Source organism: Streptomyces sp. NPDC051217, from assembly GCF_044455465.1.
GTDB lineage: Bacteria > Actinomycetota > Actinomycetes > Streptomycetales > Streptomycetaceae > Streptomyces.
In genome coordinates this window covers 182,006-194,538 of record NZ_JBITEV010000004.1, presented here as the reverse complement: position 1 = coordinate 194,538, position 12,533 = coordinate 182,006, and the positions used below count along the sequence as shown (strand labels likewise).

Annotated in this window: 16 protein-coding genes and 1 pseudogene; 1 reads left to right on the top strand and 16 read right to left on the bottom strand. The window is 72.6% G+C overall.

What is annotated here, in order from left to right; all coding sequences use genetic code 11:
* Positions 1-152: 152 nt before the first annotated feature.
* The 7 genes and pseudogenes from trpM to hisI all read right to left on the bottom strand — a co-directional run bounded on the left by trpM (position 153) and on the right by hisI (position 5,036).
* Entirely contained in the window at positions 153-371 is a 219-nt protein-coding gene (trpM, locus tag ACIBBB_RS12210) for a tryptophan biosynthesis modulator TrpM (RefSeq protein WP_398980955.1), read from the bottom strand.
* Between the two features lie 7 nt (positions 372-378).
* The gene (trpC, locus tag ACIBBB_RS12205; protein ID WP_398980954.1) at positions 379-1,188 is read right to left on the bottom strand and encodes an indole-3-glycerol phosphate synthase TrpC; all 810 of its coding nucleotides are present in this window, start codon (positions 1,186-1,188) and stop codon (positions 379-381) included.
* Between the two features lie 125 nt (positions 1,189-1,313).
* Positions 1,314-1,751 (bottom strand): DUF2752 domain-containing protein, encoded by a 438-nt coding sequence (locus ACIBBB_RS12200; protein ID WP_398981309.1) that lies wholly within the window; start codon positions 1,749-1,751, stop codon positions 1,314-1,316.
* Positions 1,752-2,023: 272 nt separating this feature from the next.
* A pseudogene (locus ACIBBB_RS12195) lies at positions 2,024-2,263 on the bottom strand (HGxxPAAW family protein); the annotation flags it as partial.
* A 146-nt stretch (positions 2,264-2,409) separates the two neighbouring features.
* A complete protein-coding gene (locus ACIBBB_RS12190) occupies positions 2,410-3,093 on the bottom strand; it encodes a TIGR02234 family membrane protein (RefSeq protein WP_398980953.1) in 684 nt (227 codons plus the stop codon).
* Between the two features lie 6 nt (positions 3,094-3,099).
* Positions 3,100-4,623: an anthranilate synthase component I gene (locus ACIBBB_RS12185; RefSeq protein ID WP_398980952.1), complete on the bottom strand. Its 1,524-nt coding sequence runs from the start codon at positions 4,621-4,623 to the stop codon at positions 3,100-3,102.
* A gap of 11 nt (positions 4,624-4,634) precedes the next feature.
* On the bottom strand, positions 4,635-5,036 hold the full coding sequence (gene hisI, locus ACIBBB_RS12180) for a phosphoribosyl-AMP cyclohydrolase (protein ID WP_398980951.1): 402 nt from the start codon (positions 5,034-5,036) through the stop codon (positions 4,635-4,637).
* An 85-nt stretch (positions 5,037-5,121) separates the two neighbouring features.
* On the opposite strand from hisI, the gene ACIBBB_RS12175 reads away from it, so the two are divergent.
* Positions 5,122-5,754, top strand: a complete 633-nt coding sequence (locus ACIBBB_RS12175) for a TIGR03085 family metal-binding protein (protein ID WP_398980950.1) — start codon at positions 5,122-5,124, stop codon at positions 5,752-5,754.
* 6 nt (positions 5,755-5,760) lie between these two features.
* On the opposite strand, the gene ACIBBB_RS12170 is transcribed toward ACIBBB_RS12175, so the two are convergent.
* The 9 genes from ACIBBB_RS12170 to hisD form a co-directional block, all read right to left on the bottom strand.
* Positions 5,761-5,892, bottom strand: coding sequence for a hypothetical protein (locus tag ACIBBB_RS12170; protein ID WP_398980949.1), 132 nt, complete (start codon positions 5,890-5,892; stop codon positions 5,761-5,763).
* Positions 5,893-6,411: 519 nt separating this feature from the next.
* The gene (hisF, locus tag ACIBBB_RS12165) at positions 6,412-7,167 is read right to left on the bottom strand and encodes an imidazole glycerol phosphate synthase subunit HisF (protein ID WP_398980948.1); all 756 of its coding nucleotides are present in this window, start codon (positions 7,165-7,167) and stop codon (positions 6,412-6,414) included.
* Positions 7,164-7,571: a Rid family hydrolase gene (locus ACIBBB_RS12160; protein ID WP_398981307.1), complete on the bottom strand. Its 408-nt coding sequence runs from the start codon at positions 7,569-7,571 to the stop codon at positions 7,164-7,166. The genes hisF and ACIBBB_RS12160 overlap by 4 nt, the downstream gene beginning before the upstream one ends.
* A gap of 95 nt (positions 7,572-7,666) precedes the next feature.
* Positions 7,667-8,419 carry a bifunctional 1-(5-phosphoribosyl)-5-((5-phosphoribosylamino)methylideneamino)imidazole-4-carboxamide isomerase/phosphoribosylanthranilate isomerase PriA gene (gene priA, locus ACIBBB_RS12155; RefSeq protein WP_398980947.1) on the bottom strand — a complete coding sequence of 251 codons (753 nt, stop codon included), beginning with the start codon at positions 8,417-8,419 and terminating at the stop codon, positions 7,667-7,669.
* Entirely contained in the window at positions 8,419-9,054 is a 636-nt protein-coding gene (hisH, locus tag ACIBBB_RS12150; protein WP_398980946.1) for an imidazole glycerol phosphate synthase subunit HisH, read from the bottom strand. The genes priA and hisH overlap by 1 nt, the downstream gene beginning before the upstream one ends.
* Positions 9,051-9,218: a hypothetical protein gene (locus ACIBBB_RS12145; RefSeq protein WP_189107861.1), complete on the bottom strand. Its 168-nt coding sequence runs from the start codon at positions 9,216-9,218 to the stop codon at positions 9,051-9,053. The genes hisH and ACIBBB_RS12145 overlap by 4 nt, the downstream gene beginning before the upstream one ends.
* A 4-nt stretch (positions 9,219-9,222) precedes the next feature.
* Positions 9,223-9,816: an imidazoleglycerol-phosphate dehydratase HisB gene (gene hisB, locus ACIBBB_RS12140; RefSeq protein WP_398980945.1), complete on the bottom strand. Its 594-nt coding sequence runs from the start codon at positions 9,814-9,816 to the stop codon at positions 9,223-9,225.
* Positions 9,813-10,922: a histidinol-phosphate transaminase gene (locus ACIBBB_RS12135; RefSeq protein WP_398980943.1), complete on the bottom strand. Its 1,110-nt coding sequence runs from the start codon at positions 10,920-10,922 to the stop codon at positions 9,813-9,815. Before ACIBBB_RS12135 ends, hisB begins: the two co-directional genes overlap by 4 nt.
* Positions 10,919-12,277: a histidinol dehydrogenase gene (gene hisD / locus ACIBBB_RS12130; protein ID WP_398980942.1), complete on the bottom strand. Its 1,359-nt coding sequence runs from the start codon at positions 12,275-12,277 to the stop codon at positions 10,919-10,921. The genes ACIBBB_RS12135 and hisD overlap by 4 nt, the downstream gene beginning before the upstream one ends.
* Positions 12,278-12,533 lie beyond the last annotated feature (256 nt).

The window sequence follows — 12,533 nt, the reverse complement described above, 5'->3', positions numbered from 1 at the left end:
CGGGTGGGGTGCACCGTTGGCGCCATGGGCGAGGCGGCCCCGTGGCCGGCGTGGCCGGGAGGGGCGCGGGTCGTGGACCGGCCCTTCGGGCGCGTCACCGCGGCGCGACGACGTGTTCACGTCGTCCACGCGGCTGCGCGGCGGTTGTCCGCCTACGCGCGGTGGTCGCGGTCGGAAGGGCCTCGCCGGAGCGCGGCCCGGGGCCATCGCATCCCGTTGACCTGACCGGGTTCGTCGCCGATCACGTACCGCACCCGCCGCCCGTGCACCCGCCTGGCCGGGGCCCGGCAGCCGCGCGGCCGGCACCCACGCGCCAGCGGCGCGTGGGGCGCGGGCACGGCGGCCGGGCGTCCGGAGGCGGGGATGGGCATCGGGGGGTCAGCTCCGCCCGTGCCGCAGTGCCGGGTGGGCGCCCGCGGCGACCAGGTCGGCCACCGCGGCCTTCGGGTCGCGCCCGGTGACCAGGGACTCGCCGACGAGCACCGAGTCGGCGCCCGCGTTGGCGTACGCGATGAGGTCGTGCGGTCCGCGCACCCCGGACTCGGCGATCTTGACGATGCCGTCCGGGATCTCGGGGGCGAGCCGCTCGAACGTGCCGCGGTCGACCTTCAGCGTCTTGAGGTCGCGCGCGTTGACGCCGATGATCCGCGCCCCGGCGTCGACCGCTCGCTCGACCTCGTCCTCGTCGTGCACCTCGACGATCGGGGTGAGTCCGATGGACTCGGCGCGCTCGATGAGCGAGACGAGCGCGGGCTGCTCCAGGGCGGCGACGATCAGCAGGGCGAGGTCGGCGCCGTACGCGCGCGCCTCCCACAGCTGGTACGCCGTGACGATGAAGTCCTTGCGCAGGACGGGGATGTCGACCCTGGCCCGCACGGCTTCGAGGTCGGCGAGCGAGCCGCCGAAACGGCGCTGCTCGGTCAGTACGGAGATGGCGGCGGCGCCGCCCGCCTCGTAGTCGGCGGCCAGCCCGGCGGGGTCGGCGATCGCGGCCAGCGCGCCCTTGGAGGGGCTGGAGCGCTTGACCTCGCAGATCACCGTGACACCCTCGCCGCGCAGTGCGGCGACGCCGTCCTTGGCCGGCCGCGCCTTGCCCGCGCGCTCCTTGAGCTCGTCGAGGCCGACGCGCGCCTGCCGCTCCGCGAGGTCGGCGCGTACGCCTTCGATGATCTCGTCGAGCACACTCACGCGAGCGGCCCCCTTCCGGGAACGGTGTCGGATTCAGCCATGGATCAGGATCAGCCATGTCGATGGTATCCGGAGGAGGGCCGAGCGCCCGCATCCGCCGGTCCAGCCTCCCATCACCTGGCGCTTCACGGGGCGAGCGACGAGCCGAAAGGAAGGTTTCGTACCACCGTGAAGACCACGACGACCGCACCGACGGCCCATCCCGTGAAGGGTGGCACCGAGACACGCGGCCGTGTTCCGCGAGCGACGAGAATCAGCCAGATCAGCCACACCGCCGCGAAGATCGCGTAGCCGGCGCCGGCGAGCGCGTTGGAACCGAAGGCGGCGGCGATGTCGCCGTGCGCGACGGCGTGCGCGCTGCGCAGACCGCCGCAGCCGGGGCAGTAGAGGCCGGTCATGCTGAGCAGCGGGCAGACGGGGTAGTGGCCGCTCTCGTTGGGGTCGACCAGGCCGACGTAGGTGAAGGCGGCGACGACGCCGGCGAGCGTGCCCAGCGGCGCGAGGAGCCGCCGGGCGCGGGTCGCCGGGGCGGGTGCCGGGGGCGGCGCGGCGGGTGCAGGCATGGCGTCCACCGGGTGATTGTCCCCCGTGGGGCCGGGAAAGCGCAGCCAGCCCCGCAGGCGCGTCGCCGACCGGGGTCGTGCGTACGACGAAGGCGCAGCCCGGCGGTGGCGGGGCTGCGCCTGGTGTCGCTGTGCGGAGTACGTTCCGTACGGCCGCGGGAGGTCGGTTACGCGGTCTGGTTGGCCGGCTCCGGGCCCGCCTGCACGGCCTGCGGCTGACCGGTCGGGTGGCCCTCGCCACGCTGTACGGCCTCGTGCTCCGCACGGTCCAGGGACGCCCGAGCGGCCTCCACCCGGGCCTGCTTCGCCGCTTCGGACTCCTTCACCGAACCGAGGCCCGCGGCGCGCATGGCGAGGCCGACGATGCCGCCGAGGAGGACGACCGCGAGGCCGCCCACGAACCCGATGGGGTCGGCAGCCACCATGAAGACGCCTGCGATGCCGAAGCCGATGACAGAGATGGTGACACCGGTCCAGGCGGCCGGGGTGTGTCCGTGGCTGCTGCCCGCCATGAATTCGCTCCTCGTTTGCTGATGTGCTGCGCTGGTGCGCTGCTGTGGCGCTGGGGTCGCGCGCCGGCTGAGCCGAACGCTCACCGTTCATTGTCCCGCACCCCTCGGCGTTCCCCGCCCCAGGGGTCCGGGCCGCGGGCGGCGCGTCAGCCCGTGGGGTCCTCGCCCCGGTCCAGGGCCTTCCAGATGTCCTCGGGCCGGTCGGGGTCGGCCGCGGGCCCGGTGGCCTTGGCGGGCCTGGCGGACGGCTCGCGGACGCGGGCGGCGCGCCGGGTGCCGTCGCGTTCGTAGCGGCCAGACATGGTGGGCCAGTGTGATCCGTATCGCAGTGCCAGCAGCCCGGCGAGGAGGATCAGTACGCCGCCGGCCGCTGTCACGTAGGGCCAGGCGGTGTGGGTGAGGGCTCCGACGGTCGCGGCCGTGTCGCCGGTCATACGCGCGGCCTCGTCGTCGAGGGCCGAGCTGTCGCTCGCGCCGATCAGCGCGGCGGCGGCGACGCCCGCGCCGCTGAGGGCGAGCAGCGCGGAGACCAGCAGCCGGCCGCCCGTACGGACGGCGAAGACGGCGACGAGGGCGGCGAGGCCCGCGATGGCGAGCGCGGCGGGGACGCCGGTGACGTCACGGCCACCGGCGTGGAGCGACACGCTGCCGCCCGCCACGGTGGCGCTGCCGTCGGCCCAGGTCTGGCCGGAGGCGATCAGCACCACGGCGGAGCCGGCCGCGCCGAGGAGGAGGGCGATGCCGAGACTTCGGCCGGCGCGCCTTCTCGTGGCGTCCGCCGTGGTCTCGGCGCGGGGCTGGGGGATCGGTACGGCACTCACCCGCCCCACTATCCCCTACCGCTCCCGCTCCGCCTCGGACGGGCCCGTGCAGGGGCCCTCCAGCCGGTTCGCGGTGTGTACCGCGCGCAGCACGGCGGCGGCCTTGTTGCGGCACTCGGTGTCCTCGGCGACGGGGTCCGAGTCGGCGACGACGCCCGCGCCCGCCTGTACGTAGGCGGTGCCGTCCCGGAGCAGGGCCGTGCGGATGGCGATGGCGGTGTCGGAGTCGCCGGCGAAGTCGAGGTAGCCGACGCAGCCTCCGTACAGACCGCGCCGTGTGGGCTCCAGTTCGTCGATGATCTGCAGGGCGCGCGGCTTCGGGGCGCCGGAGAGCGTGCCGGCGGGGAAGCAGGCCGTCAGTACGTCGAAGGCGGTACGGCCTTCGGCCACCTGGCCGGTGACGGTCGAGACGATGTGCATGACGTGCGAGTAGCGCTCGACGGACATGAAGTCGACGACCTCGACGGTGCCGGGTTCGCAGACCCGGCCCAGGTCGTTGCGGCCGAGGTCGACCAGCATCAGGTGCTCGGCGCGCTCCTTGGGGTCGGCGAGCAGTTCATCGGCGAGGGCCTGGTCGTCCTGCGGGGTCTCGCCGCGCGGGCGGGTGCCGGCGATGGGGTGGACCATCGCGTGCCCGTCCTCGACCTTGACCAGCGCCTCCGGGCTGGAGCCGACGACGTCGAAGCCGTCGAAGCGGAAGAGGTACATGTACGGGCTCGGGTTGGTGGCCCGCAGCACCCGGTAGACGTCGAGCGCGCTCGCCTCGCAGGGGGTCTCGAACCGCTGCGAGGGCACGACCTGGAAGGCCTCGCCCGCCCGGATGCGCTCCTTGATGTCCTTGACGGCCTCCTGGTAGGCGACGCCGCCCCAGAGCGCGGTGTACGGGGGCAGTTCGGACGGCGGCAGCGCGGTGGGGAGGCTGTCCACGGGGCGGGCCAGGTCACGTTCCATGGCGTCGAGCCGGCCGACGGCGTCCGCGTAGGCCTCGTCGACGCCCGTGTCGAGGTCGTTGTGGTTGATCGCGTTGGCGATGAGCAGGACGGTGCCCGAGCGGTGGTCCAGGACGGCGAGGTCGGAGGTGAGCAGCATCGTCAGCTCGGGCAGCCGCAGATCGTCGCGCGCGTGGTCGCCGATCTTCTTCTCCAGCCGGCGCACCACGTCGAAGCCGAGGTAGCCGACCATGCCGCCGGTGAAGGGCGGCCTGTCCCCCTCGTGGTCGTGCGGGGTGTGCAGGGCCTCCACGGTGGCCCGCAGGGCGGCCAGCGGGTCTCCGTCGACGGGGACGCCGACGGGCGGGGTGCCGAGCCAGTGGGTCTGCCCGTCCCGTTCGGTGAGGGTGGCGGCGGACCGGACGCCCACGAACGAGTAGCGCGACCAGGAGCGGCCGTTCTCGGCGGATTCGAGGAGGAATGTCCCCGGGCGTTCGGCGGCGAGCTTGCGGTAGAGGCCGACCGGGGTGTCGCCGTCCGCGAGGAGCCTGCGGCCGACCGGGATGACACGGCGGTCGACCGCCAGCTTGCGGAAGGTGTCGAGATCCATGGCAGCGGAGCCTAGTCGGCGGCGGGGCCCGTCGTGGGCGTCGATGGCCGGAGGACGTCGGCGTCGAAGCAGGTCCGGTCGCCGGTGTGACAGGCGGCGCCCACTTGGTCGACCTTGACGAGCACGGTGTCGGCGTCGCAGTCGAGCGCCACGGACTTCACGTGCTGGACGTGGCCGGACGTGTCGCCCTTGACCCAGTACTCGCGGCGGCTGCGCGACCAGTAGGTGGCGCGCCCGGTGGTGAGGGTGCGGTGCAGGGCCTCGTCGTCCATCCAGCCGAGCATCAGCACCTCGCCGGTGTCGTACTGCTGGGCAACGGCCGGAATCAGCCCGTCGGCGCCGCGCTTGAGCCGGGCGGCGATGGCGGGGTCGAGGCCACTGGAGGGGCCTGGGCCCTCGGTCGCGCTGGTCATACGGCCCATTGTGCCGGGCGTGTCCGGCCGCGGGCCCGGGGCGTCCACTGGGCGGACGGTGCGCGGCGGTCGTACGCTGGCACGTATGTCGACCCATGCAAAGCGTGAACGACTTCTGCTCGCCGACCTGTTGGAGTCGTCGGGACCCGACGCCCCGACCCTGTGCGACGGCTGGACCGCCCGGGATCTCGCGGCCCATGTGGTGGTGCGTGAGCGCCGCCCGGACGCGGCGGGCGGATCGGTCATCGGACCGCTCAGGAACCGGCTGGAGCGGGTGCAGGGCGAGTATGTGGCGAAGCCGTACGAGGAGCTGATCCAGCTCATCCGTACGGGTCCGCCCCGGATGTCGCCCTTCGGTATCAAGCAGCTCGACGAGGCGGCGAACACCGTCGAGTACTACGTCCACGCCGAGGATCTGCGGCGGGCGCAGCCCGACTGGACGCCCCGCGAGCTCGACAAGGTGTTCTCCAACGCCCTGTGGGCGCGGCTGGAGAAGGGCGCCCGGCTGATGGGCCGCAAGTCGCCGGTGGGGCTGGTGCTGCGCCGCCCCGACGGCCAGACGGCGGTGGCGCACCGGGGCTCTCCGGTGGTGACGGTCACGGGGGAGCCTGGCGAGCTGCTGCTCTTCGTCTACGGCCGGCAGGACGCGGCCCGGGTGGATGTGGAAGGTGACAAGGACGCGGTCGACAAGCTCCAGCGCGCGAAGCTCGGGATGTAGGCCGGTTCAGCCTGCCGGGTCCGCTCGGCGCGGCGCGGGCCGGCCCAGCGCGCCGCCCGCCGCGCAGACGGCGGGCGCCGGTTCGCCGGTCGCCGGGTAGCTCAGCGGCGCGATGCCGAGGGTGAACAGGATGGCCATGGATGTCACCCGACCGAGGTACTCGGGTTCGGTGACGGTCTGCGTCAGCGCCCCCGCGGAGTCCACCGCCGAGCCCGGCGAGCAGCCCGACGAAGAGGCCCGCCACGGCGGCGAGGGCGACGGTGGGTACGAAGGCGATGGCGCCGATGGCGAACGCGCCGGCGACGACGAACAGGCTCATGACGAGTCCCGCGCGGCCCGGGTGGGGCCCCCGGAACGGGCCGCGGCCCAGGCCGGCGCCATAACGGGTGGAAACGGGAAGCGCGGCTGCGGCCCGCCGAGCTGTCGCCGGTGGAGAGTTGCTGCCCGAGGGGGGTCCTCTCGGTGGGGGCGCACCGTCGTACGAGGACCGGGCCCGTCGTCCTGGGCCGCGGGCCCGCCGGATGGCGGCCGCCGTACTGGCTGACGGGAACCACCCTCCCGCCGCCAACCCCTCCCGCGCATCGGCGAGTTCGCCGGTGCTGACCGCGGACTGTCCCCGGAACGGATCGTTCCGGGGCAGTGGGCCCGGGTCGTGACTCAGCGCACCGCGTGGCCCGAGTCCCGCAGCTCCTTCTTGACCTGGGAGATCCGCAGATCGCCGAAGTGGAAGACGGACGCGGCCAGTACGGCGTCCGCGCCGGCGTCGACGGCCGGCGGGAAGTGCGCGAGCTTGCCCGCGCCGCCCGAGGCGATGACCGGCACCGTCACATGCTCGCGTACGGCCGCGATCATCTCCGTGTCGTACCCGTCCTTCGTGCCGTCCGCGTCCATCGAGTTGAGCAGGATCTCCCCGGCGCCCAGTTCGGCCGCGCGGTGCGCCCACTCCACGGCGTCGATGCCGGTGCCCCGGCGCCCGCCGTGCGTGGTGACCTCGAAGGTGCCCTCCGGCGTACGCCGCGCGTCGACCGACAGGACGAGCACCTGACGGCCGAAGCGCTCGGCGATCTCCCGGAGGAGGTCGGGGCGCGCGATGGCGGCCGTGTTGACGCCGACCTTGTCGGCGCCCGCCCGCAGCAGCTTGTCGACGTCCTCGGTGGTACGGACCCCGCCGCCGACCGTGAGCGGGATGAAGACCTGCTCGGCGGTGCGGCGCACCACGTCGTACGTCGTCTCGCGGTCCCCCGACGAGGCGGTGATGTCGAGGAAGGTGAGCTCGTCGGCTCCCTCGGCGTCGTAGAGCCTCGCCATCTCGACGGGATCGCCCGCGTCGCGCAGATTCTGGAAGTTGACGCCCTTGACGACCCGGCCGTTGTCCACGTCCAGGCAGGGGATGACTCGGACGGAAAGGCTCATGCCGGGCCTCCGGAGGGTGCGCGGAAGGCTTCGACCTCGACCTCGACGACCAGGCTGGGGTCGATGAGGCCGGCGACGACGATCATCGAGGCGGCGGGCCGTACGGCGCCGAACGCCTCCTTGTGGGCGCGCCCGACGTCGTCCGCGTCCCCCGCGTGCGTGATGTACATCCGGGTGCGGACGACGTGCTCTGCGCCGAGGCCGAGATCGCCCAGCGCCTTGACGGCGACACCGAAGGCGGTGACGGCCTGTTCGTAGGGGCCGCCCTCGGCGATCCGCCCGTCGACGACCGAGGTGCAGCCGGAGACGAGGACGAGGCCGCCGGGCAGTTCGACGGCGCGGGAGTAGCCGTAGGCGTCCTCCCAGAGGCCGTCCGAGGCGATACGGCGTACGCCCTCGGACACGTTGGCCCTCGCGCTCGCGCTCGTGCTCGCGTCCGGGTCGGCGTCGGCGTCGGCGTTGGCGGTGGGGTTGGCGTCGGCGTTGGCCGGGGTCTCGCTCATCGGGCCACCTCCGCGAGCGCCTCTTCCAGCGTGAACGCCTTCGCGTACAGGGCCTTGCCGATGATCGCGCCCTCGACTCCCGCGGGCACCAGCGAGGCGATCGCGCGCAGGTCGGCGAGCGAGGAGACGCCGCCGGAGGCGACGACCGGCCGGTCGGTGGCCGCGCACACACTCTTCAGCAGCTCCAGGTTGGGCCCCTGGAGGGTGCCGTCCTTGGCGATGTCGGTGACCACGTAGCGGGCGCAGCCCTCCGCGTCGAGGCGCGCCAGCGTCTCCCAGAGGTCGCCCCCTTCGCTGGTCCAGCCCCGCCCGCGCAGCGTCGTGCCGCGTACGTCGAGGCCGATCGCGATCCTGTCGCCGTACTCGGCGATGGCCTTGGCCGCCCACTCGGGCGTCTCCAGCGCCGCCGTACCGAGGTTGACGCGCGTGCAGCCGGTGGCGAGCGCGGCGGTGAGCGAGGCGTCGTCGCGGATACCGCCGGACAGTTCGACCTTGATGTCCATGGCGTCGGTGATCCCGGCGACCAGGTCCCTGTTGTCGCCGGTACCGAACGCCGCGTCGAGGTCCACGAGATGCAGCCACTCGGCGCCCGCGCGCTGCCAGGCGAGTGCGGCTTCCAGCGGTGAGCCGTAACTGGTCTCGGAGCCCGACTCGCCGTGCACGAGCCGCACGGCCCGGCCGTCGCGCACGTCGACGGCGGGGAGGAGTTCGAGCCTCGGTACGGAGGCGGAGGCGGGTGTGCCGGACATCAGAAGGTTCCGATCCAGTTGGACAGCAGTTGGGCTCCGGCGTCGCCGGACTTCTCGGGGTGGAACTGCGTGGCCCACAGTGCACCGTTCTCCACGGCGGCCACGAACGGCTCGCCGTGCCGGGACCAGGTGACCTTCGGAGCGCGGATCTTGGGGTTGGAGACTTCGAGGGTCCAGTCGTGGACGGCGTACGAGTGCACGAAGTAGTAGCGCTCGGCGGCGTCGAGCCCGGCGAAGAGCTGGCTGTCCGCGGGGGAATCGACGGTGTTCCAGCCCATGTGGGGGACGGTCGGGGCGACGAGCGGGCCGACGGTGCCCGGCCACTCGTCGAGCCCTTCGGTCTCCACTCCGTGCTCGATGCCGCGCTCGAAGAGGATCTGCATGCCGACGCAGATTCCCAGTACCGGGCGGCCGCCCGCGAGCCGGCGGCCGACGACCCAGTCGCCGCGCGCCGCGCGGAGCCCCTCCATGCAGGCGGAGAAGGCGCCGACGCCGGGCACGATCAGCCCGTCGGCGTTCATGGCCTTGTCGAAGTCACGGGTGATCTCGACGTCCGCCCCGGCGCGCGCCACGGCGCGCTCGGCCGAACGGACGTTGCCGAAGCCGTAGTCGAGGATGACGACGTTCTTGGTCATTCCCAGAGTCCCTGGATGCGGAGGATGCCGGCGAGGAGACAGAGCGCGGAGCAGATGCCGAGCAGGACGATGACGCCCGTGGGCTGTTTCTGCTTGGCGAAGGAGTAGACGCCGCCGGCCAGGAACAGGCCGAGGACGATGAGGATGGTGTTGAGACCGGTCATGGGGTTAGAGGGCGCCCTTCGTGGACGGGAGGATGCCGACGGCGCGCGGATCGCGCTCGCTCGCGTACCGCAGCGCGCGGGCGAGGGCCTTGAACTGGCACTCGACGATGTGGTGCGCGTTGCGCCCGTACGGGACGTGCACGTGCAGCGCGATCTGAGCCTGGGCCACGAACGACTCCAGGATGTGCCGGGTCATCGTCGTGTCGTAGCTGCCGATCATCGGCGCCATGGTGTCCGGCTCGGTGTGCACCAGGTAGGGGCGGCCGGAGAGGTCCACGGTGACCTGGGCGAGCGACTCGTCCAGCGGGACGGTGCAGTTGCCGAAGCGGTGGATGCCGACCTTGTCGCCGAGCGCCTGCTTGAAGGCGGCGCCGAGCGCGAGGGCGGTGTCCTCGATGGTGTGGTGCGAGTCGATGTGCAGATCGCCCTCGGTCTTGACCGTCAGGTCGAAGAGCCCGTGCCTGCCGAGCTGGTCGAGCATGTGGTCGTAGAAGCCGACGCCCGTCGACACCTCGACCTTGCCGGTGCCGTCGAGGTCGAGCTCGACAACGACCGAGGTCTCCTTGGTCGTTCGTTCCACGCGGCCGATACGGCTCATGCGCTCTGCTCCTTCGTCAATTTACGTACCGCGTCGAGGAACGCGTCGTTCTCGGACGGGGTGCCCGCCGTGACCCGCAGCCGGCCGGGGACACCGTTGTCGCGTACCAGCACGCCCTGGTCCAGGATCGTCCGCCAGGCCCGGTGCGCGTCGTCGAAGATGCCGAACTGGACGAAGTTGGCGTCCGATTCGGTGACCTCGAAGCCCATCGCCCGCAATTCGGTGACCAGCCGGTCCCGCTCGGTCTTGAGCCGTTCGACATATCCGAGCAGCGTATCGGTGTGCTCCAGCGCGGCGAGCGCGGTGGCCTGGGTGACGGCTGACAGGTGGTACGGCAGGCGTACCAGCTGCACCGCGTCGACCACGGCGGGGTCCGCGGCGAGATAGCCGAGGCGCAGTCCGGCGGCCCCGAATGCCTTGGACATCGTGCGGGACACGACGAGGTTCGGCCGGCCCGCGAGCAGCGGCAGGAGCGAGGGGTGGTGGCTGAATTCGACGTACGCCTCGTCGACGACGACCAGCGACGGCCTGGCCGCCTGCGCCGCGTCGTACAGCCGGACCACGGTCACTGCGTCGACGGCGGTGCCGGTGGGGTTGTTGGGGGTGGTGATGAAGACGACGTCGGGGCGGTGCTCGGTGATCGCCCGCTCGGCGGCGTCGGAGTCGATGGTGAAGTCCTCGTCGCGCGGGCCGGAGATCCAGCCGGTGCTGGTGCCGCGCGCGATGAGGTTGTGCATGGAGTACGACGGCTCGAAGCCGATCGCGGTGCGGCCGGGGCCGCCGAAGGTCTGGAGCAGCTGCTGGATGACCTCGTTGGAACCGTTGGCCGCCCAGACGTTCGCGGCGGTCAGCGGGAGGGCGCCGGCGGTGCGGCGGAGGTAGGCGGCCAGCTCGGTGCGGAGTTCGACCGCGTCCCGGTCGGGGTAGCGGTTGAGGCCGCGGGCGGCCTCCCGGACCCGCTCGGTGATCCGCTCGACGAGCGGTTCGGGCAGCGGGTACGGGTTCTCGTTGGTGTTGAGGTGTACGGGGACGTCCAACTGGGGCGCCCCGTAGGGGGACTTGCCGCGCAGCTCGTCGCGTACGGGAAGGTCGTCGATGTTCGTCACGCGATGGGCACCTCCCCCGTGGGCGGCCGTGAGGGCAGTTTCCAGCCGAAACGCGCCTTGACGGCGGCGCCGTGCGCGGGCAGGTCCTCGGCCTCGGCGAGCGTCACGACGTGGTGGGCGACGTCGGCGAGCGCGTCTCGCGTGTAGTCGACGATGTGGATGCCGCGCAGGAAGGACTGGACGGACAGGCCGGAGGAGTGACAGGCACAACCGCCGGTCGGCAGTACGTGATTGGAGCCGGCGCAGTAGTCGCCGAGCGAGACCGGGGCGTAGGGCCCCACGAAGATCGCGCCCGCGTTGCGGACCCGGGCGGCGACGTCGGCGGCGCCGGCGGTCTGCACCTCCAGGTGCTCGGCGCCGTACGCGTCGACGACCCGCAGGCCCTCCTCTACGCCGTCGACCAGCACGATCGCGGACTGCTTGCCCGCCAGGGCGGGCGCGATGCGCTCCTCGACATGCTTGGTGGCGGCGGTCTGCGGCGCCAGTTCCTTCTCGACCGCGTCGGCCAGTTCGACGGAGTCGGTGACGAGGACGGCGGCGGCGAGCGGGTCGTGCTCGGCCTGGCTGATCAGGTCGGAGGCGACGTGCACCGGGTCGGCGGTCGCGTCGGCGAGGATGGCGATCTCGGTCGGACCGGCCTCGGTGTCGATGCCGATACGGCCGGCGAAGTAGCGCTTGGCGGCGGTGACCCAGATGTTGCCGGGTCCGGTGACCATGTCGGCGGGCGGGCAGCCGTCGGGGCCGGTGGTGCCGTACGCGAACATCGCGACGGCCTGGGCGCCGCCGACCGCGTACACCTCGTCGATGCCCAGCAGGGCGCAGGCGGCGAGGATCGTCGGGTGCGGCAGGCCGTCGAACTCCTGCTGTGGAGGTGAGGCGAGGGCGATGGACGCGACGCCCGCTTCCTGCGCCGGGACCACGTTCATGATCACGGACGACGGGTAGACGGCGCGGCCACCAGGCGCGTACAGCCCGACGCGGCCGACGGGCACCCACTTCTCGGTCACCTTGCCGCCGGGCACGACCTGGGTGGTGTGCTCCGCGCGGCGCTGGGCGCGGTGGACGATACGGGCCCGCCTGATGGACTCGTCGAGCGCGGCGCGTACGGCGGGATCCAGGGCCTCCAGGGCCCGGGTGAGGGCTTCGGCGGGCACCCGCACCCGGTCGAGCGTCACACCGTCGAACCTCGATGCGTACTCGATCAGCGCCGCGGTGCCGCGATGGCGCACGTCCTCGCAGATGGGGCGCACCTTCGAGAGGGCGGCTTCCACGTCGAAGTCGGCACGGGGCAGCAGGTCGCGCAGTGCGGCGCCCTCGGGGAGGGCGTCGCCGCGCAGATCGATTCGTGAGATCACGCGGTCAATTCTCGCAGACCCGATCCGGCCGACGGCCGCCCGTATCACTGGCTGATATGAGCCCTGAATGTCACTCACGGCTACTAATGTTGACGATTGGCGTTCGATCGGTCACTCAGAGGGAAGAACGACCGTACGACTCCACCACAGCAGTCCCGCCCGGCGACGGCTGCCCGGGAGTCACACGACCACGACGCACGGCGACACGAGATACGACCGCACGACGACAGAGCACGCGGTACGGCACCCATCGAGG